The sequence below is a fragment of the Modestobacter sp. VKM Ac-2977 genome, assembly GCF_026968045.1.
Taxonomy (GTDB): Bacteria; Actinomycetota; Actinomycetes; order Mycobacteriales; family Geodermatophilaceae; genus Modestobacter.
Genome location: NZ_JAPVBQ010000002.1, coordinates 853115 through 878913 on the forward strand (window position 1 = coordinate 853115; position 25799 = coordinate 878913).

Annotated in this window: 17 protein-coding genes; 7 read left to right on the forward strand and 10 right to left on the reverse strand. The window is 74.7% G+C overall.

Annotated features, from left to right (window positions below):
* Positions 1-3: 3 nt before the first annotated feature.
* Positions 4-1944: a metallophosphoesterase gene (locus tag O2V63_RS11695; protein ID WP_269167692.1), complete on the reverse strand. Its 1941-nt coding sequence runs from the start codon at positions 1942-1944 to the stop codon at positions 4-6.
* Between the two features lie 98 nt (positions 1945-2042).
* Between O2V63_RS11695 and O2V63_RS11700 the strand changes: the two genes are divergently transcribed.
* Positions 2043-2972, forward strand: a complete 930-nt coding sequence (locus tag O2V63_RS11700; protein ID WP_269167693.1) for a hypothetical protein — start codon at positions 2043-2045, stop codon at positions 2970-2972.
* Between the two features lie 60 nt (positions 2973-3032).
* On the opposite strand, the gene O2V63_RS11705 is transcribed toward O2V63_RS11700, so the two are convergent.
* Complete coding sequence (locus O2V63_RS11705; protein ID WP_269167694.1) at positions 3033-4130, reverse strand: DUF3048 domain-containing protein; 1098 nt, start codon at positions 4128-4130, stop codon at positions 3033-3035.
* 339 nt (positions 4131-4469) lie between these two features.
* Between O2V63_RS11705 and O2V63_RS11710 the strand changes: the two genes are divergently transcribed.
* The 4 genes from O2V63_RS11710 (at position 4470) to O2V63_RS11725 (ending at position 9508) form a co-directional block, all read left to right on the forward strand.
* Positions 4470-6002 carry a M28 family peptidase gene (locus O2V63_RS11710; protein WP_269167695.1) on the forward strand — a complete coding sequence of 511 codons (1533 nt, stop codon included), beginning with the start codon at positions 4470-4472 and terminating at the stop codon, positions 6000-6002.
* A gap of 137 nt (positions 6003-6139) precedes the next feature.
* Entirely contained in the window at positions 6140-7090 is a 951-nt protein-coding gene (locus O2V63_RS11715) for a threonine/serine dehydratase (protein WP_269167696.1), read from the forward strand.
* Position 7091: 1 nt separating this feature from the next.
* Positions 7092-8285, forward strand: a complete 1194-nt coding sequence (locus O2V63_RS11720) for an amidohydrolase family protein (protein WP_269167697.1) — start codon at positions 7092-7094, stop codon at positions 8283-8285.
* Complete coding sequence (locus O2V63_RS11725; protein WP_269167699.1) at positions 8282-9508, forward strand: M20 family metallo-hydrolase; 1227 nt, start codon at positions 8282-8284, stop codon at positions 9506-9508. The genes O2V63_RS11720 and O2V63_RS11725 overlap by 4 nt, the downstream gene beginning before the upstream one ends.
* 35 nt (positions 9509-9543) lie before the next feature.
* Here O2V63_RS11725 and O2V63_RS11730 read toward each other — a convergent pair whose 3' ends face one another.
* The 8 genes from O2V63_RS11730 to O2V63_RS11765 form a co-directional block, all read right to left on the reverse strand.
* Complete coding sequence (locus O2V63_RS11730) at positions 9544-10785, reverse strand: metal-dependent hydrolase family protein (protein ID WP_269167700.1); 1242 nt, start codon at positions 10783-10785, stop codon at positions 9544-9546.
* Positions 10786-10799: 14 nt separating this feature from the next.
* Complete coding sequence (locus tag O2V63_RS11735) at positions 10800-11771, reverse strand: threonine/serine dehydratase (protein ID WP_269167701.1); 972 nt, start codon at positions 11769-11771, stop codon at positions 10800-10802.
* Entirely contained in the window at positions 11768-12613 is an 846-nt protein-coding gene (locus O2V63_RS11740; protein ID WP_269167702.1) for an ABC transporter permease, read from the reverse strand. Before O2V63_RS11740 ends, O2V63_RS11735 begins: the two co-directional genes overlap by 4 nt.
* A gap of 30 nt (positions 12614-12643) precedes the next feature.
* On the reverse strand, positions 12644-13570 hold the full coding sequence (locus tag O2V63_RS11745) for an ABC transporter permease (protein ID WP_269167703.1): 927 nt from the start codon (positions 13568-13570) through the stop codon (positions 12644-12646).
* Positions 13571-13664: 94 nt separating this feature from the next.
* A complete protein-coding gene (locus O2V63_RS11750) occupies positions 13665-15257 on the reverse strand; it encodes an ABC transporter substrate-binding protein (protein ID WP_269167704.1) in 1593 nt (530 codons plus the stop codon).
* A 91-nt stretch (positions 15258-15348) separates the two neighbouring features.
* Positions 15349-16425, reverse strand: a complete 1077-nt coding sequence (locus O2V63_RS11755) for an ABC transporter ATP-binding protein (protein ID WP_269167705.1) — start codon at positions 16423-16425, stop codon at positions 15349-15351.
* The gene (locus tag O2V63_RS11760) at positions 16422-17465 is read right to left on the reverse strand and encodes an ABC transporter ATP-binding protein (protein ID WP_269167706.1); all 1044 of its coding nucleotides are present in this window, start codon (positions 17463-17465) and stop codon (positions 16422-16424) included. The genes O2V63_RS11755 and O2V63_RS11760 overlap by 4 nt, the downstream gene beginning before the upstream one ends.
* Before the next feature lie 136 nt (positions 17466-17601).
* Positions 17602-18624: an Lrp/AsnC family transcriptional regulator gene (locus tag O2V63_RS11765; RefSeq protein ID WP_269167707.1), complete on the reverse strand. Its 1023-nt coding sequence runs from the start codon at positions 18622-18624 to the stop codon at positions 17602-17604.
* 90 nt (positions 18625-18714) lie between these two features.
* On the opposite strand from O2V63_RS11765, the gene O2V63_RS11770 reads away from it, so the two are divergent.
* Positions 18715-19926 (forward strand): M20 metallopeptidase family protein, encoded by a 1212-nt coding sequence (locus tag O2V63_RS11770; RefSeq protein WP_269167708.1) that lies wholly within the window; start codon positions 18715-18717, stop codon positions 19924-19926.
* A 106-nt stretch (positions 19927-20032) separates the two neighbouring features.
* Positions 20033-25705 carry a DUF4011 domain-containing protein gene (locus O2V63_RS11775; RefSeq protein ID WP_269167709.1) on the forward strand — a complete coding sequence of 1891 codons (5673 nt, stop codon included), beginning with the start codon at positions 20033-20035 and terminating at the stop codon, positions 25703-25705.
* The last annotated feature ends 94 nt before the right edge of the window (positions 25706-25799 follow it).

Here is a 25799-nt window from a genome sequence, read left to right on the forward strand (position 1 = left end):
CGGTCACTCCGGCAGCGGCCAGGGGCGCTCGTCACTGATGCCGAGCCCGGTGCTGCAGAGCCGGTCCGGGTCGATGTCCTGCGGGCGGAAGTAGACCGTCGAGGCGGTCACGTCGTCGCCGAAGTCCCGCGGGGAGTCCGCCGTCGGCGGGGCCACCAACGCCGGCTGCGTCGACTCGATCGAGAAGCGGATCACCCGGGTGAACTGGCAGTCGGTGGCGACCGACACGATGCTGAACTCGATCGGCGGGCGGTCGGTGCCGCGCACGATGTTGTCCAGCCCGCCCGCCCCGGTCGAGCCCTCGACGAGGTCGATCGCCCCGTCCTCGTCCTGCACCTCGGAGCTGTCGTTCTGGGCGTGGACGTGGCCGGAGACCGTCTGCCGGATCCGCCCGGGCAGGACCTCGCGCAGCTCCTCGGCGGCGACCGGCTCGTGGACGGCGAAGACGTCGATCGTCTCCAGGCCGTCGGCGGACTCCCCCGTCTCGGCGTCGATGCCGTCCAGCACGGCGGCGCCGTCGCCGAGGAGGGGGTCGTCACCGACGAGGGCGCCGTCCCCGGCTGCCACCGCGCCGTCCCCGGCTGCGACCGCGCCGTCGGCGGGGTCACGGTCGCCGCCCCAGAGGAGCACCTCGTCGTCGGCGGGGGCACCGTCGAGGACGATCTCCTCGCCCGCCGGGATCTCCTCGTCCTCCAGCACGCCGAGTGCCTCGCGGACCGCCTCCCGCTGCAGCGGCTCCACCACGTCGGCCGCATCGGCGCCGTACCGGCCGGGGCCGCCGTAGACCCGGGGGTCCGACAGGCCGGCGACGGTGAGTCCGTAGGCGTCCACGACGCCGGCGGTCACGGCGTAGCCGTCCTCGGTGGCGACCTTGGTGCCCAGCACGGTGACGCCGGGGACGGCGCGCATGACCTCGGCCGTGGCCGGGGAGTCGTGGTTGCCCGCCACCCAGAGCATCGGGGCGATGTCGGTGAGGGCGGCGATCGCCTCCAGGTAGGCCGGGGTCAGCTCCTGGCGGGTGCCGAACGCGCTCTCGTCGCCGGTGTTGATGATCAGGTCGACGTCGTAGTTGTCCGCGTAGCGCGCCACGAGCGGGTAGTTCGCCGACAGGTGCATGTCGGAGATGGTCATGATCTGCAGCGCCGTCTCCGGCGTCTGGTCGTCCTCGATCTGGGCCTGCAGCGCTGCCTGGATGCCGACCACCGAGCCGAGCACGTCCAGGGCCTTGTTGGACTGGCTGTAGTAGGCGTTCAACTCGCTGGGGAACAGCTGCGCCGCGGCGAGCGTGCCGGTCAGCTGCGAGTCCCGCACCCAGTTCGGGTTGTAGCTGAGCAGCCCGTACCCGGCGACGGCCACCGTGACGGCGGCGGCGCCCGCGGCCTGCAGCGACCGGTACCGGAGCTCGTGCGGGCGGCGCGACCGGCCCCGCAGGTAGCGGACCGACATGTTGATCGCGGCGGCGATGAGCAAGCCGGCGACGAGCCCCAGCAGGAGCTCGGCGATCAGCCAGGTGGCGATCCGCGGCAGCTGGGCGGTGAAGTCGGCCTGCAACCGCTCCACGAAGCCGGGCAGGTCCCCGCCGGCCAACTTGGTGAGCTGCAGGACGTCGACGTCGACCGGGCTGATGTGCACGCCGAAGGGCACCCCGCTGACCTCCGGGAACTCCCAGCTCCCCAGCGTGGTGTCGGCGCTGAGCCCCGGCCGGCTGAGCAGTGTGCCGCGCACCTCGAACGGCACGCCCTGCACGGTCGCCTCGTACGGGAACGCACGCAGCGCCGCAGCGGCGCAGACCAGCGGCAGGACCAGCCGCAGCGCCCACCGCAGCAGCCCCTGGACGACGCGGGAGACGACCGATCCGGTGCGCCGGGTGATCTGCTCCACCTCCTGGCGGCGGGTGAACGGGAGTGGGAGAGGGAGCTGGTCGCCGCCCCGGGTGCTGGACATCGGGATCGATTCTCTCGCGTGGTGCGGCGCGCCGCCCCCCTGCCCTGCCTCTCCGGCGCGTCCGGCAGGGGATCACCGAGCCGGGGAGGAGGCCGGAGGTGACACGCTCCCGGCCCGACGTGGGACGCTGGACCCTGACCGACGACGACGCGCTCGCTGACTCGCCGCCGACGAACGGGGCTCCCTTGGCACTGATCACCTGCCCCACCTGCAATTCCGAGGAGATCTCGGGCAAGCCGCAGCCGGACGGCCGGCTGCTGATCCACTGCGACGACTGCGGCGCCGAGTGGCTGCGCGGGGAGACCCGCCGCGACCCGGCCCGGCCCGCCGTCCAGTCCTTCGACTCCCTGCAGGCGGCCTTCCCGACCCCGGCCGACGTCCGTCCCGACGTGCGGGAGCGGGTGATGCTGCTGCAGTCGGAGTTCGCCATGGACCGGCCCGAGCCGGACCCGGACGTCGAGCCCTACCGCGAGCGGTACGCGGCGTTGTTCTCCCGCGAGAACCTGCCCTCGGCGACGCCGGAGCAGCTGCTGCACTTCGCCAACTCCACGACCGTCGCCGACCCGGGCAACGTGTCCGGCTTCAACCGGGCGTGGAAGACCGCCGGCCCGGACAAGGCGGCCGCGCAGGTGCGGCAGACGATCGAGCACCTGCTGTACGGGCCGGAGAGCCTGCGGCTCGAGGACCGGATGACCCAGCTGATCGACGGCAGCAAGAAGGGCCTGGGCTTCCCCTCGTTCAAGGAGGCGCTGCTGACCAAGGTCCTCTGCGTCGTGGAGCCCGAGCGCTTCCTGCCCGTGGTCCGGTACACCGCCGCGAACGGTGGGAAGAAGGAGCTGGCCAAGACGGTCTTCGAGCTGGACCTCCCGCCGGTGGAGAAGACGGCGTGGACCAGTGGCCGGCTGGCGGTCTGGAGCAACGACCTGCTCCGCTCACTGGTCGGCAACGACCTCCCAGACCTGCAGCAGGCGGCGCGCTTCCTGCAGTGGGCCAAGGACCGCCCGGTGATGTCCCGCAGCGACAGCTGACCGCCCGCAGCGACAGCCGACCGCCCCGCCCCGGCCTCCCGGGTGCGGGGCGGCCGGCGTTCAGCTGACGGCGACCGCGCCACCGGAGTTGGGCACCAGCTCGACCCAGGTGTTCCCCGGGGCCAGCCGGACCGGGTTGCCGTCGGCCCCGCGCAGCACCACGCGCTCCCCGACGCCGGTCTTGACCCAGGTGGCGGCCACCGTCTTGCCGCCGGTGGCGACGAGGGCCTCGCCCTCTCCGACCAGGACCGTCTCCGGCACCGGGTTGCCGGCCGGGTCGCGGGCCGCGGTCGCCAGGACGTCGACCCGCAGCACCACGACGTTGGTGGCGCCGAGCCGAGCGCCGTCGGCACCGACGGCCGGGGTGCTGCCCTCCGTCCGCAGCCATCGGGCGTCGGGCGGGCTCCAGGTCCACTGCGGGCGGCTGACCCCGGACAGGGTCAACGCGAGGTTCGTGGCCGGCGTGCCGGCGGTGACCGCGCTGGCCTCCTCGGCCGTGGCGGCCAGGTCGAACTGCGGAGGCGGCGCCGCCTGGTGGGCGGGGTCGGCCTGGGCGAGGAGGAGCAGCGGGTCGGCGTGCACGTTGTGCGGGGCCGGCCGGTCGCTCGTGCGGAAGAAGCCGTCGGCGCCGGCGTCGTTGCTGAGCACCTGCATCCCGGCGGCGGCGATCGCATCGACGTAGCCGGCCTGGCCCCCGGAGAAGGCGAACAGGCCGTGCAGTGGGGCGGCGATGGCGGGGTCCATCGGACGCACGGAACGGATCGGCCCGATCTGGGCCGGCAGGTTCGAGTGGTAGACCGCGACGTAGCGGGGGATGCCGCCCTCGACGACCTGCTCCCAGACCAGGTCCGCGGCGCCCAGGCCGGTCTGCGGTCGAGCGTCGGAGGAGTTCTCGACCTTGACGGCCAGTGCGGGGTGCGGGTCGACCGGGCCGCTCTCCAGCCCGGTGAGCGGCCAGAGCACCGGCGGGGGCGGAGGCGGCGGTGGGGGCGGGGTCGTCGCGGGGGTGCTCTGCGCCACGGGCGTCGTCCCCGCTGAGCTGCCACACGCCACCACCCCGGTCAGGGCCACCCCCACCAGCAGCGCGGCGGCGAGCGAACGCCGGGGGCGGTGACCGACCGCCGGACCGGCGTCGGCGGAGGAACGGGAACGGGTCACGGCGGGCGCTCCTCGGTCAGCGGGTGTCGGGGCCGCCCGGCGGGCGGCCGGACCACCGTAGGTCGGCGAGGGCCCGTGGTCGGGCTGCCGCACCGCGGACACCCCCGCTACCGCTCGATCGGTGTGTCGTCACGCGGCGTGTCCGTCCGACCCGGTGCGGTTCGTCCGCGAAGACCCGCCGTCGCCACCAGCGCGTTCGCTCCGGGCGGGGCACCGACATGCGGAACCGGCCGGGACCGGGACCCTCGGCCGGCTCTCGACGGGGACCCCCGGCCGTGCCTAGGTTGCCGTCACCGGCCGCCGCACGGGAACGGCGGCCGCTCCCCCGAGAGGACGTCGATGTCGCTCCGCACCCGCCGATCAGCGCTCACCCTGACCACCGCAGCGGCCACCTTCGCCGGCTCGGTGCTCATCGCTGCACCGGCCAGCGCCGGGGGCAACCCCCACCCCCACGGCTTCGCCCAGCGGGTGTCGACCGAGGAGGTCGCCGCGCACCTCGCCGCGTTCCAGGAGATCGCCGACGCGAACGGCGGGAACCGGGCCAGTGGCACCCCCGGGTACGACGCCTCGGCCGACTACGTGCAGGGGCTGCTGGAGGAAGCGGGCTACCAGGTCGAGCGGCAGTACTTCGACTTCGTCGCCTCGTCCACGACCGCTCAGGAACTGACCGTTGCCGGTGCGCCGGTCGACGTCGTCGCGATGGAGTACTCGCCGTCGGGCGAGGTCACCGCACCGCTCTCGGCGCTGGCCCGCGACGACGCGACGCCGGGCTGCGAGGCTGCCGACTACCCGGAGACGGTGGCCAGCACCGTCGTCCTCGTCTCCCGCGGCGCCTGCTCCTTCACGGTCAAGCAGCAGCTGGCCACCACGGCCGGCGCAGTGGGCGTCCTGGTCTACAACAACGTCCCCGACGAGCCGCTGAACGGCACCCTGGGCGAGGCCGTCCCCGGCGCCCCGGCCGGCGGGCTCACCCAGGCGGCCGGACAGGCACTGCTCGGCCAGGTGGGGCAGCAGGCCACCCTCGACATCCAGGTCGAGGTCACCGAGACCACCACCTCCAACGTCATCGCCCAGACCCCCTACGGCGACACCGACCAGGTGATCATGCTCGGCGCACACCTGGACTCGGTCGCCGATGGCCCGGGGATCAACGACAACGCCACCGGTTCTGCCGGCATCCTGCAGACGGCGCTCGAGCTCGCCGAGATCAAGCCGACGACCAACGCCGTGCGGTTCGCGTGGTGGGGTGCCGAGGAGTCCGGGCTGGTCGGCTCCTGGGAGTACGTGGAGTCGTTGACCGAGGCCGAGCGCGCCCAGATCGCCGGCTACCTGAACTTCGACATGATCGGGTCGCCGAATCACATCATCGGGGTCTACGACGCCGACCAGTCGACGTACACCGCACCGGTCGCGGTGCCGGAGGGATCGGCGTCGCTGGAGCAGGTGTTCACCGGCTACTTCGACCGCACCCGCCAGCCGTGGGTCGACACCGAGTTCTCCGGGCGGTCGGACTACCAGGGCTTCATCGAGTACGGCATCCCCGCCACCGGGCTGTTCACCGGCGCGGACGACATCAAGACCGCGGAGGAGGTCGCGCTCTTCGGCGGCACCGCCGGGATCCCGCACGACCCGAACTACCACTCCCCCGCCGACGACCTCAGCAACGTCGACCTGGCCGCACTGGGGATCAACAGCCAGGCGATCGCCTTCGCCACGCTCTCGCTCGCCCAGGACCCGACGCCGCTCGACCTGACCGACAACCACCCGGGCAAGGGGAAGGGCAAGGACAAGGGGAAGGGCAAGGACAAGGGGAAGGGCCACGACCGCGGGCACGGGGGCGGGGACGACCGGGGCCACGGCGTCGCTGCCTGATCCCTCCCGCGCCATCCACGGGGCCGGACACCCACTGGTGTCCGGCCCCGCTGTCGTGTCCGGCCCGGTCGTGACCGGGGGCCGGGTGGCATAGCGTGCGGGAGCCGTCGTCCCGGACGGCCGGAGGAGGGCACCGCATGACGATCACCCGGTCCGACGTCCGGCAGGCGGCCGCCCGGATCGCACCGTTCGTCCGCCGGACACCGGTCGTCGTGCTGGCCGGCTCCGGTCTGGGGCTGCCACACGACGTCGTCGTCAAGCTCGAGCAGCTCCAGCACTCCGGGTCGTTCAAGGCGCGCGGGGCGTTCAACACCCTGCTGTCCGCCGACGTCCCGGCGACGGGGGTCATCGCCGCCTCCGGCGGCAACCACGGCGCCGCCGTCGCGTACGCCGCCCAGCGGCTCGGGCACCGAGCGACGATCTTCGTCCCCGCCGCCGCACCGGCGGCCAAGCTGGAGCGGATCCGGCGTTACGGCGCCGACGTGGTGGCCGTCGGCCGGGACTACGCCGAGGCGCACCGGGCCAGCGTCGAGGAGGAGGGCCGCACCGGCGCCCTGCGGGTGCACGCCTACGACCAGCCCGAGGTGGTCGCCGGGCAGGGCACCGTCGCCCACGAGCTGAGCGAGCAGGCGCCCGACCTGGACACGGTGCTCATCGCCGTCGGCGGCGGTGGGCTGATCGCCGGCTGCGCCAGCTGGTACACCGACAGCCTGCGGGTGGTCGGGGTCGAGCCGGAGCGGGCGCCGACGCTGCACGCCGCCCGGGCGGCCGGGCACCCGGTGGACGTCGAGGTGGGTGGGCGGGCCGCCGACGCGCTGGGCGCCCGCCGGCTGGGCAGCATCGCCGCCGAGGTCGCCGACCGGTACGTCGACGACGCCGTGCTGGTGCCCGACGACGCGATCCGGGAGGCGCAGCGGCTGCTCTGGGAGGAGCTGCGGGTGCTCGCCGAACCCGGCGGGGCCACCGCGCTGGCCGCCCTGCTGTCCGGCGCACACGCCGCCGCCGCCGGGGACCGGGTGGGCGTCGTGGTGTGCGGGGCGAACCTCGATCCGGCGTCCTGGTCGGTGCTGCCCGAGACGGGGGTCTGACGTGCCGGTGCTGCTGCGCGGCCGGGTGCTGCCGGTCCTGGCCGACCCGATCCCGCGCGGCGCCGTCGTCATCGAGGGCGGCGTGATCACCTACGTCGGCCCCGCGGCCCGGGCCCCGCACCTGACCGGGGAGGTGACCGAGGTCGACGCCGGCGACGGCGCGGTGGTGCCGGGGCTGGTCGACGCCCACGTGCACCTGGTCGCCGACGGCGCCGCCGACTTCGCCGGCTCGGTGCTGCGGTCGGGCACCGAGCAGCTGGCCGCCACCGCTGCGGCCAACGCCCGGCGCACCCTCGCCGCCGGCACGGTCGCGGTGCGCGACCTCGGCGCGCCCGACGGGATCGCCGTCGCCCTCGGGCAGCAGATCGCCGCGGGCCGGGCGCCCGGCCCGGAGGTCACCGCGGCCGGCCGGGCGCTGACCGCTCCCGGCGGCCACATCCCCTACCTCGGCGTCGAGGTGCGTGGCGCCGGGGAGATGGCCGACGCCGCCCGCGTGGAGCTGTCCGCCGGCGCCGGCGGCATCAAGCTGGTCGCCACCGGCGGGGTGCTCACCCCGGGCGCCGCCCTCGGCAACGCCCCCTTCGCCGAGGCCGAGTTGGCCGCGGCGGCCGCGGTCGCCCGCGACCAGGGCCGGTGGGTCGCCGCCCATGCCATCGGGCACGAGGGCACCAGGCGGGCGCTGCGCGCCGGGGCGACCAGCGTCGAGCACGGCTACCTCCTCGACGACGAGACGGTCGAGCTGATGGCCACGACCGGGGCGGTGCTGGTGACCACCCAGGTCGCAGTGGCCCGCATGCTGCGCAACCGGCACCTGGTCGACCCGGCCGTGGTCGCCCGGGCCGAGGAGGTGCAGGAGGTCGCCATCACCTCGCTGCGGCGCGCGGCGCGGGCCGGCATCCCGATCGCCGGGGCCACCGACGCCGGCACCCCGTTCAACCCGCACGGCGGGGTGGCCGAGGAGGCGGCGCTGCTGGTCGCCGACATCGGGCTGACGACGGCGCAGGCGCTGCGGGCGGTCACCGCCACCGCCGCCCGCTGCCTGCTGCGGCCGGACCTGGGGCACCTGTCGGTCGGCGCCCCCGGACACGTCGTGGTCACCGGCGCCGATCCGCTGGACGACGTGACCGCCCTGACCGACGTCCGCGCCGTCGTCCTCGCCGGCCGGCTGGTCGACACCCCCGGGGGGACGACATGACCGCAGTGCACGTCGACGCGCAGCTGCTCGGCACCTACGTCGAGGAGCTGGGTGCCCTCGGCGAGACCCCCGACGGCATGTACCGCTTCATGTACGACGAGGCCTGGCAGCAGGCGCGGGACGCCCTGCTGCGATGGATCGACGACGCCGGCCTGGAGGGCCGGGTCGACGCGGTCGGGAACGTGTTCGGGCGGCTGCCGGGCTCCGGCGAGGGCGTCGTCCTCACCGGCTCGCACGTCGACACCGTCCCCTCCGGCGGGAAGTACGACGGCGCGCTCGGCGTGGTCGGCGGGCTGGCGGCGCTGGCCGCGCTGCGTGCCCAGCACGGCACCCCGGTGCGCACGCTGGAGGTGGTCGCCCTGTGCGAGGAGGAGAGCAGCCGCTTCCCGGCCAACTTCTTCGGCACCCGCGGGATGCTGGGCCTGGTCGCCCCGGACGAGCCGGACCGGCTCCGCGACCGGGACGGCGTGCTGCTCGCCGACGCCATGCGGCAGGCGGGCCTGGACCCGACGGCGGTGGCGAGCGCGGAGCGGCACGACCTCCGCGCCTTCCTGGAGCTGCACATCGAGCAGGGCCGGGTGCTGGCCGACGAGGGCGTCGACGTGGGCCTGGTGGAGGTCATCCCGGGCATCGCCTGGGAGACGGTCACCGTGCGCGGCCGGCAGGACCACGCCGGCGCCACCCCGATGGACCTGCGCCGGGACGCCCTCCAGGCCGCGGCGCAGATGGCCCGGGAGATCACCACAGCGGTCGAGCAGGAGGGCCGGCCGGCCGTGGTCACCACCGGGCGCTGGACCGTCGAACCGGGTCAGCCGAGCATCGTGCCGGGGTTGGCGCGGTTCTCCGTGGACCTCCGCCACCCCGACCTCGGGGTCCGGGACCGGCTGCTGGACACGGTGCACCGGATCTGCACGGCCGTGGCCGAGCGGCACGGGGTCGAGGTGGACGTCGTCCGGGACAAGGACGAGGAGCCGGCGACGATGGACGCCGACCTGCTGGAGGTGCTCCGCGGCTCCGCCGAGGAGTGTGGTGCCAGCTGGCGGCGGATGCCCAGCGGCGCCGGTCACGACAGCCAGCTGATGGCCTCCCGGGTGCCGACGGCGATGGTCTTCGTGCCCAGCGTCGAGGGCCGCTCGCACACCCCGGCCGAGTACACCTCACCGGAGGACTGCGCCCGCGGCGCCTCCGTCCTGGCCACCGCCCTCCACCACCTCGCCTACTGACGCCCCGGGTGGGGCCAAAATCGCGACTTTGGCCCCTACCGGGGTCGGGCGGTGGGGACGGCGGGGCCGGTGTCGGGGAGCTCGTCGCGGTGGACGACGCCGTCCTTGACCACCAGGACCACCCGGCCGGTCGCGGTGATGTCGGCGACCGGGTCACCGTCGACCACGACCAGGTCGGCGAGCTTGCCGACCTCGAGGGTGCCGAGCTCGTGCGCCAGCCCGAGGTTCTCCGCGGCCCCGCGGGTGGCGGCGATGAGCGTCTGCATCGGCGTCAGGCCGTGCTGCACCATCAGCGCGAGCTCGCGGGAGAGGTCGCCGTGCGGGTTGAACGGCGTGCCGGCGTCCGTGCCGGCGGCGATCTTCATCCCGGAGGCGACCGCGGCCGCGAAGCTCTCCCGCTGCTTGGCCGCCTCCCGCTCGGCCTTGTCCACCACCCACTCCGGGATGCCGGCGGCCATGCCGTTCCGGATGATCCCGTCGACGGCGAGGATCGTCGGCACCAGGAACGTGCCCTGGGCGACGGCGATGTCCAGCAGCTCGTCGTCGAGGTAGAAGCCGTGCTCGATGGAGTCGATGCCGGAGATCAGCGCGTTGTGGATGCCGGACCGGCCGATGGCGTGGGTGGTCACCCGGCGGCCGGAGTTGTGCGCCTCCTGGGCGACGACCGCGAGCTCCTCGGGCAGCAGCGCGGTCTGGGTCGGTGAGACGCCGGGGGTCAGCACGCCTCCGGTGGCCATCACCTTGATCACCGCGGCGCCGGCCTTGATCTCCGCGCGGGTGGCCTTGCGCACCTCGTCGGGGCCGTCGGCCTCGCGGCCGATGAAGTGCCCGTGCCCGCCGGTCATGGTGATCACCCGGCCGGCCGCCTGCACCCGCGGCCCGGGCACCAGGCCGCGGTCGATCGCCTTGGCCAGCTCGACCACCACGTCGTCGGCGGCGCCGCAGTCGCGCACGGTGGTGACGCCGGACATCAGCGTCTCCACCGCGCCGGCGGCCGCCCGGAGGGTGGCCAGCGGCACCGTGTCACCGGCGGTCTGCGCCATCAGGTCCGGGGCGCCGTCGGCGGTCAGGTGCACGTGGCAGTTGATCAGCCCGGGCAGCACGGTGCGGCCGCCGCCGTCGACGACGTTCTCCGGGGCGGTGCTCGGTGCGTCGGCGACCGGGCCGATCCAGACGATCCGGCGGCCCTCGACCACCAGCGCCTGCCCGGGGACGGGTGCGGAGCCGGTGCCGTCGACGACGGTGACGTTGCGGAGCAGGAAGCTGGCGGGGGTCATGCGGTGCCTTCCGGTCAGGTGGTCAGGCGGCCGAACAGGGTCAGGTCGACGTTGCCGCCGCTGGCGATCGAGACGACCCGGGCGCCCGGGGGCAGGTCGAGGACGCCGGTCATCAGCGCTGCCAGCGGGGCGGCGGCCGAGGGCTCCAGCAGCAGCTTGGTGCGGGAGACCGCCAGCGGCAGTGCCCGCAGGATGTCCTCGTCGCTGACCGTCACCACCTGCTCGACGAAGGCCTGCACGTGGTCGACGGTGACCTGCCCGCTCATCGGCGCAGCCAGGCCGTCGGCGACGCTGCGGGCGGTGGGGAGCCGCACCGGCCCCCCGGCGGCCAGGCTGCGGGTCATCACGTCGGCGGCCTCCGGCTCCACGCCGATCACCCGGACCCCCGGCGCCAACCGGGCCAGCGCCGCGGCGACCCCGGAGATCAGCCCACCCCCGCCGACCGGCACCAGCACCACCTCGGCGTCGGGCACGTCCTCGGCGATCTCCAGGCCGACGGTGCCGGTGCCGGCGACGACCGCGGGGTCGTCGAACGGGTGCACCGGCACCCGGCCGGTCTCGGCGACGGTGGCGGCGTAGGTCTCCAGCAGGTCGCCGTCGGTGAGGACGACGTCGGCCCCGTACCCGCGGCAGGCGGCGATCTTCGCCGGCACCGCGGTCGCCGGCATGACCACCGTGCCGGGCACGCCGACGCTGGCGGCCGCGTAGGCGACCGCGGCCCCGGCGTTGCCCGCGGACAGCGTGATCACCCCGCGGGCGCGCTCGTCGGGCGGCAGCGACAGCACCTTGTTCAGCGCCCCGCGGGCCTTGAAGCTGCCGGTCCGCTGGAACACCTCGGCCTTGAGGTCCAGCCGCACCCCCCACAGCTCCCCGAGGCTGGTGGAGCGGAGCACCGGGGTGCGGTGCACCCGGCCGGTGAGCCGGGTCGCCGCCGCCCGGACGTCGTCCAGGGTGACCAGCGGAGCCGCGTGCAGGTCGGCGGTCACCCGGCCGGCCCGTCGACGGTCCGCATCCGCGGGTCCAGGGCGTCACGCAGGCCGTCGCCGAGCAGGTTGAAGGCGAGGATGGCCAGGAAGATCGCGATCCCGGGGAACGTGGTGAGGTGCGGGGCGCTGAAGATGAACTGCCGCCCCTCCCCCAGCATCGTGCCCCACTCGGCGGTGGGTGACTGCACGCCCAGCCCGAGGAAGCCCAGGCCGGCGGCGAGCAGGATGCTCACCCCGATGCTGAGCGTGCCGTGCACCAGCACCGGGGTCAGCGAGTTGCGGAACACGTGCCGGGTGATGATCCGCAGGTTGCTGGCGCCCAGCGCCCGCGCCGCCTCGACGTAGGGCTCCTCGCGCAGGCTGAGCACCGAGGAGCGCACCAGCCGGATGATCACCGGGATCACGCTGATCCCGACCGCGATGATCACGTTCTGCAGGCTGACGCCCAGGACGGCGACCAGCGTGAGGGCCAGCAGGATGGAGGTGAAGGCGAACATCATGTCGGCGAACCGGGAGATCGCCAGGTCGGCCCAGCCGCCGTAGTAGCCGGCGATCATCCCCAGCGGGACGCCGATGACCAGGCCGATCGAGACGGCCAGGACGCCGATCAGCAGCGAGATCCGGGCGCCGTACATCAGCCGGGTGGCGATGTCCCGGCCCAGCTGGTCGGTGCCCAGCCAGTGTTCGGCCGACGGCCCCTCGATCGCCTCCGCGAGGTTCTGGGCGTTCGGGTCGTACGGCGAGATCAGCGGGGCGAAGATCGCCAGCACGACGAACGTGACGATGATGCCCAGCCCGATCATCGCCGGCGTGTGGTGCCGGAACCGGCCCCATGCCCTCATGACGCGGCCCTCATGCCGTGGCTCCCATCGTCAGTACCGGATCCGCGGGTCGACCACGACGTAGAGCACGTCGACGATCACGTTGAGCAGGATGAAGGCCGCGGCGTAGACCAGGACGATCCCCTGGACGACGGCGAAGTCGCGGGCACCGATCGAGTCGACCAGCAGCCGCCCGATGCCGGGCCAGCCGAACACCGTCTCGGTCAGCACCGCGCCACCGAGCAGGGCGCCGAACTGCAGGCTGATGACCGTCAGGATCGGGATGAACGCGTTGCGCAGCCCGTGCCGGATGATCACCGTGGTCGGCGGGGCGCCCTTGGCCTCGGCGGTGCGGACGTAGTCCTGACCGAGCACCTCGAGCATGCTGGCCCGGGTCATCCGGGAGATCAGCGCCGTGGAGAAGGCTGCCAGCGTCACCGCCGGCAGCACGATGCTCAGCGGCTCCCCGCTGCCCGCGGCCGGGAGCCAGCCGAGGGTGACCGCGAAGAGCAGGATGAGCAGCAGGCCCAGCCAGTAGACCGGCATGGACACGCCCATCATCGCCACGCTGGAGATCACGTGGTCGACGATCGAGTTGCGCCGGACGGCGGCGACCACCCCGGCGGTGACCCCGGCGATGGTGCCGATGATCGTCGCCACGACCGCCAGGATCAGCGTCGCCGGGAGCCGGACGGCGATCTCGCTGGACACCGGGGCCGAGGTGCGCGCCGAGGTGCCCAGGTCACCGGTCAGCACGCCGGTGATGAACGACCAGTACTGCGTCAGCAGGGACTGGTCGAGCCCCAGCTCGGCCCGGAGCCGGGCGACCTGCTCCTCGCTGGCGTTCAGCCCGGCCAGCACCCGCGCGGGGTCGCCGGGCAGCACGCGCAGCATCAGGAAGATCAGGATCGACACCCCGAAGAGGGTGATCAGCGACAGCAGCAGGGTGCGCACGATGTGCGCGGCGGTGCCCTTCATCCCCGTCCTCTCCCGTACCCGGACCGGCGGCCTGCGTGCACCGCCGGGCGGTGGCCGCCCCTGCCCGCAGGCAGGGGCGGCCGCCCGATGGTGGTCAGCTCTCCGGCCGCGCGTACATGGCGTCGAACTTCTCGACCGGGGTGGCGCCGATGCCGGTCAGGTCCGCGTCGTAGACGATCGGGAAGGACTGCGTCCAGAGGAAGATCCAGGGCGCGTCGTCCCAGATGATCTGCGAGGCGTCGCAGTACAGCTGCTCCCGGACGTCGGGGTCGGTCTCCACGTCCGCCTGGGCGAGGATCTCCTCGACCTCCGGGTTGGTGTAGAACGACGTCCCCAGACCGGCCGGCGGGTGCGTGGCCTGGCGGAACATCTGCATCTGGAAGTCCGCGTCGAGGTAGGCGGGTGCCCAGCCGAGCAGGTGCGCCTCCGGTGTGTTCTCCGTGACCGGTGCGTTCACCCGGGCGAGGAACGACGGGAAGTCACTGGTGGAGACGGTGACGTCCAGCCCGACCTCGCGCAGGTAGCCGGCGATGGCCTCGGCCGCCTGGGCGTCCTGCACGTACCGGCCGCTGGGGGTGAGCAGCTCGATGCTCGCCCCCACCGCACCGGCCTCCTCCAGCAGCTGCCGGGCCAGCTCCGGGTCGTACTCGTAGGAGCCGGTCTCGCAGTAGCCGAACAGGCTCGGGGCCATCGGTGCATCCAGCACCTCGGCGGCGCCGAAGAGCACGTTGTCGATGATCGCCTGCTTGTCGACCGCGTAGTTCATCGCCTGGCGGACCAGGGGGTTGGACGTCACCGGGTCGGTGTTGTCCAGCGCGATGAAGATGGTGCGGTCGCTCTCGGCGAGCAGCACCTCGACGTCCTCGTTGGCCTGCAGCGACTCGATGTCCGACACCGGCGGCAGGATGATCATGTCGACCTGGCCGGCGAGCAGCAGGCTCTCCCGGGTCGCCGCCTCGGGGACCACCCGGAAGACGACGGTCTCGTAGTAGGGCTCCTCACCCCAGTAGTCGTCGTACTTGGTGACGGTGAGGCTCTCCCCGGCGGTGTACTCGCCGAACTCGTACGGCCCGGTCCCGACCGGCCGGGTGTACTCCTGGTAGCTGTTGCCCTCCGCGTCGACCGAGGTCGGGGAGATGATCCCGGCGACCGTGGCCGACAGCGCGCTGACGAAGCCGGGCGAGGGCTGGCTGAGGGTGACCTCGACGGTGTTCTCGTCGACGGCGGTGGCCGACTCGAAGGCCGCGAACGCCGCGCCCTGCGGCACGGTCAGCTCCGGGTCGGTGATCCGCTCGAGGTTGTAGACGACGGCCTCGGCGTCGAACGGCGTCCCGTCCTGGAACGTGACGCCCTCGCGCAGCTCGAAGGTGAGCGTGAGGCCGTCCTCGGAGACCTCGTAGGACTCGGCGAGGACCCCGGCGATCTCGCCTTCGTCGTCGATCTCCACCAGCGTCTCGACCACGTAGTCGACCATGTTGGACACGGTCGTCGTGGTCTGCCCGGCCGGGTCGAACGTGTCCGGGTCGATGCCCACGGCGATGGAGAAGGTGGCGTCCCCGCCCTCCCCGTCGGCCGCGGGCGCTTCCGGGTCGCTGACGCTGCAGGCGCTGAGCAGCAGGCCCAGCGCCGCGGCGGCGGCCAGGGACCTGATCCGGGAGGGGCTGCGTCGTGCTCGGGTCGTGTTCATCGGCTTCCGCTCTGACGAGGTGACACGCAACGGGACGGACGGTGGGACGGTGTCGTCGGCGACGACGGGGCTGGGGAGGAGGCGGGACCGGTCACGCGATCACCGGCTTGACCTCGGCGAAGTGGCAGGCGCTGGGGTGGCCCGAGCCGGCGCGGTCGATCAGCGCCGGCTCCTCCTCGGCGCAGATCTGCTGGGCCTTGGGGCACCGGGTCCGGAAGTTGCAGCCGGACGGCGGGTTCGCCGGGCTGGGCACGTCGCCGGTGAGGATCATCCGTTCCCGGCTGCCGCGCTTGGTCGGGTCCGGGATGGGCACCGCGGACAGCAGCGCCTGGGTGTACGGGTGGGTGGGGCGGGCGTAGATGTCGGCCCGGTCGCCGATCTCGACGACCTTGCCCAGGTACATCACCGCGACCCGGGTGGAGATGTGCCGCACGACCGACAGGTCGTGGGCGATGAACACGTAGGCCAGGCCCAGCCGGTCCTGCAGCTCCTGGAGCAGGTTGACCACCTGGGCCTGGATCGAGACGTCGAGGGCCGAGACCGGCTCGTCGAGCACCAGGACCTGGGGGTCCAGCGCCAGCGCCCGGGCGATGCCGATCCGCTGCCGCTGCCCACCGGAGAACTCGTGCGGGTACCGGCTGGCCTGCTCGGCGCTGAGCCCCACCGACTCCAGCAGCTCGTCGACCCGGGCGCGCAGTTCGCTGCCGGAGGCCAGGCCGTGGATCTGCAGTGGCTCGGCGACGATGCCGCGCACCGTCATCCGCGGGTTCAGCGAGGTGTAGGGGTCCTGGAAGACGAACTGCATCTCCCGGCGGACCGCCTTCATCTGCGCCCGGCCGAAGCCGGTGATGTCCACGCCCTTGAAGTGCACCGAGCCGGACGTCGGCTCCAGCAGCTTGACCAGGGTGCGGCCGGTGGTGGTCTTCCCGCAGCCGGACTCCCCGACCAGGCCGAGGGTCTCCCCCGCGGTCAGCGTGAAGCTGACCCCGTCGACCGCGTAGACCGTGCCGACCTGCCGCCGGGTGACCCCGCCCCGGATCGGGAAGTGGGTCTTGAGGTCGGTGACCCGGAGGATCTCGGTGCCGTGCGCGGCGCGGGTGTGCAGGTCCTGGGGCGCGCCGGTCGGCTCCTGGGCAGCGCCTCTCGACGGCATGGCGACGGAGCTCATGCGCCGCCGCTCCCCAGCCGGGCGCCCATCTCGCGGTAGACGACGGCCATCTCGGCGGGGACCTCCTCGGTGAAGTGGCAGGCGGCGCGCGTGCCGTCGCCGGTGTCGTACAGCGGCGGCACCTCGGTGCGGCAGCGCTCGCGGCCCTTGGACACCCGGCAGCGCGGGTGGAAGGAGCAGCCGGGGGGCAGGTCGATCAGGTTCGGCGGCGAGCCGGGGATCGGGTCGAGTCGGGCCAGGTCGACGTCCAGCCGGGGCAGGCTGGTCATCAACCCGAGCGTGTACGGGTGCCGCGGGGCGGCGAAGATCGAGAAGACGTCGGCGACCTCGACCACCTTGCCGCCGTACATGACCACCACCCGGTCGGCGTGCTCGGCGATCAGGCCGAGGTCGTGGGTGATGAGGATGGTGGCGGCGTTGGTGCGTTCCTTCGCCGTCTTCAGCACGTCGAGCACCTGGGCCTGGATCGTCACGTCCAGGGCGGTGGTGGGCTCGTCGGCGATGAGCACCTTCGGGTCGTTGGCGATCGCCATCGCGATCATCGCCCGCTGCCGCATCCCGCCGGAGTGCTCGTGCGGGTACTGGTCGACGCGGCCCTCGGGGTTGGGGACGCCGACCATCGTCAGCAGCTCGACCGCCCGGGTGCGAGCGGCGTCCTTGCTCAGCTTCTTGTCGTGCAGCCGGAGCGCCTCGGAGATCTGGGCCCCGACGGTCAGCACCGGGTTCAGGCTGGTCATCGGGTCCTGGAAGATCATCCCGATCTCGCTGCCGCGCAGCCGCCGCAGTTCCTTGGCCGGCATGGTCAGCAGGTCGCGCCCCTCGAAGAGGATCTCCCCGCCGGTGATCCGCCCCGGGGGGCTCTGGATCAGGCCGAGGATCGACATCGCGGTGACGCTCTTGCCGGAGCCGGACTCACCGACCACGCCGAGGGTCTCGCCGGGGAACAGGTCCCAGCTGACGTCGTTGACGGCCTTCACGACGCCGGCGGGGGTGACGAATTCCGTCGTCAGGCCCCGGACGGAGAGAACAGGACTGCTCACAAACAGCGCCTCCTCGACCGATCAGTGGCTGAAAGCTAGATCACTGTGACCGGGTTTGGGTGACGGTCGTGTCACGACGGTGAGTCCGTGCATTCCGTGTGACCGGCCTCACACTCTGTGTGTCGAAGGCGGCAGCCTACTGCTCGCCGGGCACCGGATCGGACCAGACGTCCATCCGCACCGTGCCGGTCGCGCGCCCCTCGACGTCGAGCAGGTGACCCATCCGCTTGACCGCGCGCAGCACCACCAGCCGGTCGACCACGACGACGTCGGGCACCACGTGGGAGAGCTCCTGCTCGAAGCGGTGCACCTCCTCCAGCGAGGCCAGCCAGGCCACCACGAGCAGGCTCGGGGTGCCGGCCAGCGTCGTCGACAGGCGCACCTGGCGCAGCCGGCCCAGCCGGGCCGCGGCGTCGTCCAGCCGCCCGGCCGGGGCGTCGGCCGACAGCACGACCATCACCGGCAGCCCGGCCAGCGGCGCGGCCACCTCGGTGCGCAGCAGCACCGCGCCGGAGCTGATCAAGCGGTCGACCCGGCGGCGCGCGGTCGGCTGGCTGATCCCGGTCGCCCCGGCGAGGGCGGCGTAGGACGCGCGACCGTCCTCCCCCAGCGCCGACATCAGCTCCCGGTCGACCTCGTCGAGCACGGTCGGGCGGATCAGCTGCGGCGGCCCGCCGCTGGCCCCGGTCGAGGACAGCACGCCCAGCCGCCAGGTGCTGCCCTCGGCGTAGAGCCGGGTGGCGATCCGCGCCCGGGTGCCGGTGACCCCGGGCACCCGGTCCAGCCGCTCCAGCAGGTAGCGGCCCAGGGTGGGCAGGTCGACGGCGGCCACGGTCAGCATCAGGTCCCGGCCACCGGCGGTGATGTCCACCGACAGCGCGTGCGCGTCGCCGGCCAGCTCGTTGGCGACCCGGGTCTTCTCACTCGGCAGGCAGGTCACGTCGACGTAGGCCAGCACCTGGGCGTGGTGCGACCCCGGCCCGGGCGTGCCGGTGACCCAGGCGGCGCCGGCGGCGCGCAGCCGCTCCCACCGCCGGGACGCGGTGACCGCGTTGGTGCCGACCATCGCCGCCACCTCGGTCCACGGGGCGCGCGGGTCGCGCTGCAACGCCTCGACGAGGGCGAGGTCGTCCTCGTCCAGCACAACCGATCGAGTCACTTCAGGCGCCTCTCATGACGGATGACTGCAAATCCTGTCGGAGAACCTGCCGAACTCCTAACGTCCCGCCCACCGATCCGAGGAGGGCACGTGATCCGGTCAGGCGCGCTGCGCGAGGACGCCCGCGCGATGCAGGACGAACTGGTCCAGTTGCGGCACGCGCTGCACCGGCGGCCCGAGGTGGGGCTGCAGCTGCCCCGGACCCAGGAGACCGTGCTGACCGCACTCGACGGCCTGGGCCTGGAGCTCAGCACGGGCACCGCGCTGACCTCGGTGACGGCGGTGCTGCGCGGCGGCCGGCCCGGCCCGGCGGTGCTGCTGCGCGGTGACATGGACGCCCTCCCCGTGCAGGAACAGACCGGGGTGGAGTTCACCAGCCAGGTCGACGGCACGATGCACGCCTGCGGGCACGACCTGCACACCGCGATGCTGGTCGGCGCCGCACGGCTGCTGAGCGCCCACCGGGAGTCCCTCGCCGGCGACGTCGTCCTGATGTTCCAGCCGGGCGAGGAGGGCTGGGACGGCGCCGGGTACATGCTGCGCGAGGGCGTGCTGGACGCCGCCGGGTCCCGGGTCACCTCCGCCTACGGGATGCACGTAATGTCGGCGATGAGCCCCCGCGGGGAGTTCACCACCCGCCCGGGCACGCTGATGGCGGCCAGCGACGAGCTGCGGGTGACCGTGCGCGGCAGCGGCGGGCACGGCTCGGCCCCGCACCTGGCACGCGACCCGATCTCGGTGGCCGCTCAGCTGATCGGTGACCTGCAGACGATGGTCACCCGCCAGTTCGACGTCTTCGACCCGGTGGTGCTCACCGTCGGGCTGTTCTCCGCCGGCACGAAGCGCAACATCATCCCCGACGAGGCGACCTTCCAGGCGACCGTGCGCACCTTCTCGGCCGAGGCCCGGGAGCGGATGCGGATCGCCTCGGTGCGGCTGTGCGAGTCGGTCGCGGCCGGCTACGGGCTGGAGGCCGAGGCGCTGTACCTGGAGGAGTACCCCGTGACGGTCAACGACCCGGCGCACACGGCGTTCGCGGCCGGGGTGGCGCGGGAGGTCTTCGGCGAGGACCGGTACGCGCCGAAGCTGTTCCCGCAGTCGGGGTCCGAGGACTTCTCCCGGGTGCTGGCGGAGGTGCCCGGCTGCTACCTGTTCCTGGGCGCCGCCGTGGGCGAGGACCACGCCGACGCCCCGAACAACCACAGCCCGCGGGCCCGGTTCAGCGACGAGGTGCTCGCCGACGGCGCCCTGCTGCACGCCGAGCTGGCGCTGCGGGCACTGGAGCGCGACGCCGCCGCCTGACCCGCCGGCCGGGCCGAGGGCCGCGCGGGGCGACCCTCCCGCCCCAGTTGTCACACCCCCGCCCGGGCTCCCCGATCCGCGGGCCCGACGGAGGTAGAACGACTCCATGGGCGTCTCCCCGTGCCCGCAGCACACCGCGGCAGCCGATCTCCGGCTCTCCGTGGCCCTCGACTGCGTGCCGGTGGTCGGCGAGGCGCTGGCCCGCGCCGGCGTGTCCGTCGTCGCCGGCCTCACGCTGACCGGCGCCGGCGAGCCGGTGCACGGCGCGCGGGTGGTCGTCACGATCGCCACCCCCGACGGCCCGCTGGGCGACCCCGTCGAGCTGACCGTCGACGTCGAGCCCGGCCGGACGACGGTGTTCACCGACCTCGACCTGCGGCTGGACCCGGCCGTCCTCGCCGCCGTCGCCGAACCCGGCACGGCCACCGTCGAGGCCCGGGTCGAGCGCGATGGCCAGCTGCTGGGCTGCACCCGCACCGCCGTGCGGGTGCTCGCCGCCGGGCAGTGGCTGGCCGCGCCGACGCCGCTGGCCCTGGAACTGCTGGCCGCACACGTGCAGCCGGGCTCCCCCGCGGTGGCCGGGCTGGTCGGCGCGGCCGCCGACCTGCTGCGCCAGCGCACCGGTGACCCCACGGTCGGCGGGCACCCGACCGGCAGCGCACGCATCGACGGCACCGCACGCATCGACGGGACGCGCATCGACGAGACGGCCGCGGCGATCGTGGAGGCCATGCGGCGCCGGGCGATCCGGCCGCGCCCCGCGGTCGCGAGCTGGGCCGACGTCCCGCAGCGGGTGCGCACCCCCGACCAGGTGCTCGACGACCGGGCCGGCACCAGCCTGGACACCGTGCTCACCCTGGCCGCCGCGCTGGAGCACGCCGGGATCCGCCCGCTGCTGTGGATCGCCGCCGACGGCGCGACCTGCCCCGGCCACGCCTTCCTCGGCTACTGGCGCGTCGAACGCTGCGCCGAGAGCGCGGCCACCACCGAGGTCTCCGGGCTCGCCGAGCTGGTCGAGCAGGGCGCGATCGCGCTGGTCGAGACCACGATGCTGGGGATCGCCGCGGAGCCGGCGACCTTCGGGGACCTGCACCGCACGGCCGCCGCCGCCTGGCTCGCCGGTGACCTGCACCGGGTGCTCGGGGTCACCGACGTGCACCGCGCACGGCTGGACGGCGTCGACCCGCTCCCGCTGCCGGGGCTGCCCGACCGCAGCCCGACCGGGAGCCCGACCCGCGCGGGAGCCCGACCGGCGGGGACGGCGGCCGCGCTGCTGGACCTGGACCGGGCCGACGGCGGCGTCGTGCCGCTCACCGTGCCGCCCGGGCGGCTGACCGTCCTCGCCGAGCGGCTGGCCGCCGACGCCGCGCTCACCCTGGTGCCCACCGACCAGCTCGGTGCCGCGGCCCGGCGGCGTGGCATCCGGTCGGCCCGGGACCTGCCACCGCACCAGCTCGGCGAGCTGCTCGTCGAGCACGGCGGGCTGTACGCCGAGCTGGGCTCGGTCGACTACGCGCGCCGGCTGGCCGTGCTCGCCGACCGGGCGGCCGCGCTGGTCGAGGAGACCGGCACCGGTGACCTGTACCTGGCGCTGGGGTCGGTGACCTGGGAGCTCGACGGGCAGCCGGTGCGCTCGCCGCTGGTGCTGGCGCCGGTCCTCCTCTCCCGGGTGGCGAGCACCGGCGCCTACCGGCTGACCGCCGACCCGGCGGGGGCGATCGGCCCGAACGGGCACCTGCTGGCCGAGCTGCGCCGCCGTACCGGCGTGGCCGTCCCGGCTCTGGACGGCGGCGGCGACGGCGACCTGGACCTGGCCGTTGCCCTGCCGGCGCTGCGGCAGGAGCTGGCCCAGCGCGGGCTGCCGCACCGGGTCGAGCCGACCGCCGACCTGGCGGTGCTGCCCGCGGCGTCCGCCCGGATCCGGCAGGACGTCGACCAGCTCGGCGCGGCCGCCCTGCGCAACCCGCTGGTGCCGGTGCTGCTGCGCCCCGGCCAGCCCTTCGTCGACCCCGTGCCGGCACCCGGCAGCGCACTGGCCACCGACCTGGCCGAGCTCGCCGCGACCCTGCCGCTGCCCGCCGACACCGACCAGCTGCAGGCGATCACCGACGCCACCACCGGGCGGACCTTCGTGCTCGAGGGCGCGCCCGGCACCGGCAAGTCGCAGACGATCGCCAACCTGGTCGCCGCGGCCGCGGCCGGCGGTCAGCGGGTGCTGGTCCTCGCCGCCCAGCAGTCCGCGCTGGACGCGGTGTCCCGGCGGCTCGACGGCGTGGGGCTCGGCGGGCTGGTCACCGGCCTGCGCCGTCCCGCCGCCGTCCCGTCCGATGCCGGGGACCTCCCGGCGGTCGCCCCGCTCCCTGACGAGCTGCGGACGGCGCGGCGCGAGCTGGCCGACTACGCCGAGCGGCTGCACGCCCTCAACTCCGCCGGGCTGTCGCTGTACGCCGCGCGCGCCGGCGTGCTCTCCGCGGTGCCCGGCACCCCGGCGCTGCCGCTGGCGGCGACGTTCGTCGCGACCGCGTCGGCGCGCACCACCGCCAAGGTCCACCAGCTGCTGACCACCCTCCCCGAGGTCGCCGCGCGCACCCGGCCCCGGCCGCGGCACCCGTGGGGGTTCCTCGACTCCGCCGACGCCGACCCGGTGGCGGTGCACGCCGCGGTGCTCGCCGTCGACACGGCGCTGCGCGCGCTGCCGCCGGCCGGGCCGTTGGCGCGGGTGATCGCCGCGGCGCGGACCCCCGAGGACCTGGACGCGGTCGCCACCGTGCTGGCGGGCCCGGACGTGCCGCTCGCCGCGGTGGACGCCGTCCGCACCCCGGAGTGGGCGGAGGACGTCGCCGTCCTGCTCGCCGAGATCTCCGCCTTCGTCACCGCGGCGCACCCCGGGCTCGACGTGGCCCTGCCCGAGGCGCTGGACCTGCCGCTGGCCGGGATCGCCGAGGACGCCGAGCAGGCGGCGGTGTCCGGGCGGTTCGGCCGGGCCAAGCGGCTGGCGGCGGTGCTCACCGAGCTCACCCCGTCGCTGCGGCCGGACGCGCACGTCGAGCCGACCGACGTCCCGGTGCTGACCGCGGAGCTGCTCCAGGTGCAGGGAGCGGCCCGCGAACTGACCCTGCGCTGCTCGGAGGTGGCGGGGCTCGCGGTGCCGTGGAACTGGAACCCACTCACCGACCCGCAGCTGGTCGAGCGGCAGGTCGCCGCGTTGCGCCGGCTCGGCTCCGCGCTGGACGGCGACCCGGCCTTCACTCCCCCGCTGCGGCGCTTCCTGGACACCGCGCCGGCACCGGACCCGGCCCGGGCGGTGGCGGTCCGGAAGCTGCGGGCCGCGCTGACCGCCCTGCCGGTGGCCTGTCTGGGCTCGCTGGACCAGCTCGTCGCGTGGGCCGGGGACACCGGCCTGGTGCGGCTGTGGGACACGACGCAGGACGAGCGGGCCGTCGAGCAGTTCGGCGTCCCCTCGCTCGGGCACTGGCTGGACCTCCTGCGGCACCTGCACCTGCTGGAGGCCGCCGGGCTGGCCGAGGCGCGCGCCGCACTGCTGTCCGGAGCGGTGCCGGCCGACGACGCCGTCGCCGCCTTCGACCGCGGGGTGGCCGAGGCGTCGTTCGCCGAGCGCTCGGCGGCCGGTGGGCTCGGCGCCGCCGACGCGCGGGCCGCGGAGCAGGCGGTCCACCGGGCGCTCGCGGCGTCGGCGGCGGCCCGGACCCAGGCGGCCGCGTCCCTCGCCGGGGGCGACCGGACCCGGGCGGTGCTGGCCACCCCGGACGCCGTCGCCCGTTTCCTCCCCCCGACCGCCGGCTCGTTCGACCTGGTGGTGATCGAGGACGCGTCGTCGCTGCGGGTGCCCGACGCGCTCGGTGCACTGGGCCGGGCGAGCGCGGCGGTGGTGGTCGGCGACCGCCAGCAGCTGCCGCCGCGTGCTGCGGTCGACGAGGTCCCCGACGAGGGGCTGCTCGCCGCCTGCCTGCGCGCCGGGGTGCCGCGCCGGGAGCTGACCTGGCACCACCGCAGCGCCGACGAGTCGCTGGTCGCGTTCACCAACGCCGTGGCCCACGGCTCCCGGCTGAGAACGGTGCCCGGCCCGCCGGCCGGGCCGGCGATCTCGCTGGTGCAGGTGGACGGCGTCTTCCTGCGGGCGGGCGAGCAGCGGGGCACCAACCCGGCCGAGGCGGAGGCGGTGGTCGCCGAGCTGCGGCAGCGGTTCGCGGCGGCGGCGGAGTCGGTGCCCTCGGTCGCCGTGGTGACGCTGCACGCGCCGCAGCGCCGGCTGATCGAGGGCCTGCTGCGGGTGGGCCGGGACCGGGCGGCCGAGGCGCTGGACCGGGGCGAGCTGCGGGTGCGGGAGGTGGAGGCCGCGCAGGGCGAGGAGGCCGACGTCGTCCTGCTGTCGCTGGGGTGCGCGGCCGACGAGCGCGGCTGCCTGCCGCTGGACCTCGGGCCGCTGAACCGGGCCGGCGGTGAGCGACGGCTGACCGTGGCGGTGAGCCGGGCCCGCCGACAGGTGGTGGTGTTCGCGTCGTTCCCGCTGTCGCTGCTGCGGCCGGTGACGACGACCCAACCGGGGGTGCGTCGGCTGCGGACCTACCTGGAGCAGGCGGTGCACGGCACGGACACTGTCCCGCGGCGCGCCGGGGCGGTGCCGGACCCGCACCGGGAGGAGGTCGCCGCGGCGCTGCGGGGTCGCGGGCTCGTGGTGCGCACCGACGTCGGCATCTCCCCGTTCCGGGTCGACCTGACCGTCGCCCGGGCGGAGACGCCGGCGCGACCGGTGCTGGCGGTGCTGCTGGACAGCCCGGCGTGGGCGGAGCGGGCGCCGGTGGACCGCGAGCTGGCGTACCTGGAGCTGGCGGAGCTGCGCGGCTGGCCGGCGGTGGAGCGGGTGTGGCTGCCGGAGTGGCTGGCCGAGGAGGAGACGGTGCTCGACCGGCTGGTCACGGCCGTGGAGGGTGCTGCTCCGGTGGCGCCGCTGCTGCCACCGCTGCCGGCCCCGGTCGCCGAGATCCCCGAGCCGGAGGAGGAGATCGACCCGTTCGACCCGGACGCTCCGGACGTGGAGGACGAGGTGTCGACGGCGGAGCCGGTGCGCTGCGCGGCGCACCCGGTGGTGACGCCGGCGCTGCTGGCGGGTGAGGTGCCGTTCCGGGCGTGGACGCCGAAGCCGGTGGGCGAGCCGCAGATGCTGCGGCAGCTGGCGAACCCGGAGGCGGCCCGGTTGGTCCGGCGGGTGCTGGCGGCGGGGATCCGGGCGGAGGGGCCGATCCACCGCGAGCGGCTGGCCCGGTTGACGGCGTCGGCGTTCGGGGTGCCGCGGGTGAACGCGGCGCGGGTGGAGTCGATCCTGGCGCTGCTGCCGGAGCCGGGTGCGGAGTTCCTGTGGCCGGCGACGTCGGACCGGACGCCGCTGGACCCGGCGGGGTGGACGACGTTCCGGCGCCAGGCGGCGAGCACCGACCGGGCGCTGGAGCACGTGCCGCCGCAGGAGATCGGCAACGCGATGGTGGCGCTGTGCCGGTCGGTGGCCGGGATGACCCGCGACGACCTGTTCCAGCAGACGCTGGCGGTGTTCGGGCACCGCCGCCGGCACCCGGTGCTGATGCCGCCGCTGGAGCTGGCGCTGGCCCAGGCGGTGCGCGCCGGCCGGATCACCCGGCAGAGCGCGGGTCAATGGCTGACCGCGGTGGCGGACGGCGATGCGGACCTGCACGCGGTCCCCACCCCGCCCGTCCCGTCGAGCACGGTGGTGCAGGAACACCTGGACCAGCCCGCCGCCGGGTGATCAGGCCGGGCGCCGACGACGGCTGCGCAACTGTTCCCGGCCGCCTCCGCTGTCGGCGGGACATCCGCCCGGACCTGCACAGCCTGCGGACCCC

Coding starts and splice junctions, on each gene's coding strand:
- O2V63_RS11715 (WP_269167696.1), top strand. CDS start 6,140: ATGACGATCACCCGGTCCGACGTCCGGCAGGCGGCCGCCCGGATCGCA.
- O2V63_RS11755 (WP_269167705.1), bottom strand. CDS start 16,425: ATGAGCTCCGTCGCCATGCCGTCGAGAGGCGCTGCCCAGGAGCCGACC.
- O2V63_RS11730 (WP_269167700.1), bottom strand. CDS start 10,785: ATGACCCCCGCCAGCTTCCTGCTCCGCAACGTCACCGTCGTCGACGGC.
- O2V63_RS11710 (WP_269167695.1), top strand. CDS start 4,470: ATGTCGCTCCGCACCCGCCGATCAGCGCTCACCCTGACCACCGCAGCG.
- O2V63_RS11740 (WP_269167702.1), bottom strand. CDS start 12,613: ATGAGGGCATGGGGCCGGTTCCGGCACCACACGCCGGCGATGATCGGG.
- O2V63_RS11725 (WP_269167699.1), top strand. CDS start 8,282: ATGACCGCAGTGCACGTCGACGCGCAGCTGCTCGGCACCTACGTCGAG.
- O2V63_RS11775 (WP_269167709.1), top strand. CDS start 20,033: ATGGGCGTCTCCCCGTGCCCGCAGCACACCGCGGCAGCCGATCTCCGG.
- O2V63_RS11695 (WP_269167692.1), bottom strand. CDS start 1,944: ATGTCCAGCACCCGGGGCGGCGACCAGCTCCCTCTCCCACTCCCGTTC.
- O2V63_RS11745 (WP_269167703.1), bottom strand. CDS start 13,570: ATGAAGGGCACCGCCGCGCACATCGTGCGCACCCTGCTGCTGTCGCTG.
- O2V63_RS11750 (WP_269167704.1), bottom strand. CDS start 15,257: ATGAACACGACCCGAGCACGACGCAGCCCCTCCCGGATCAGGTCCCTG.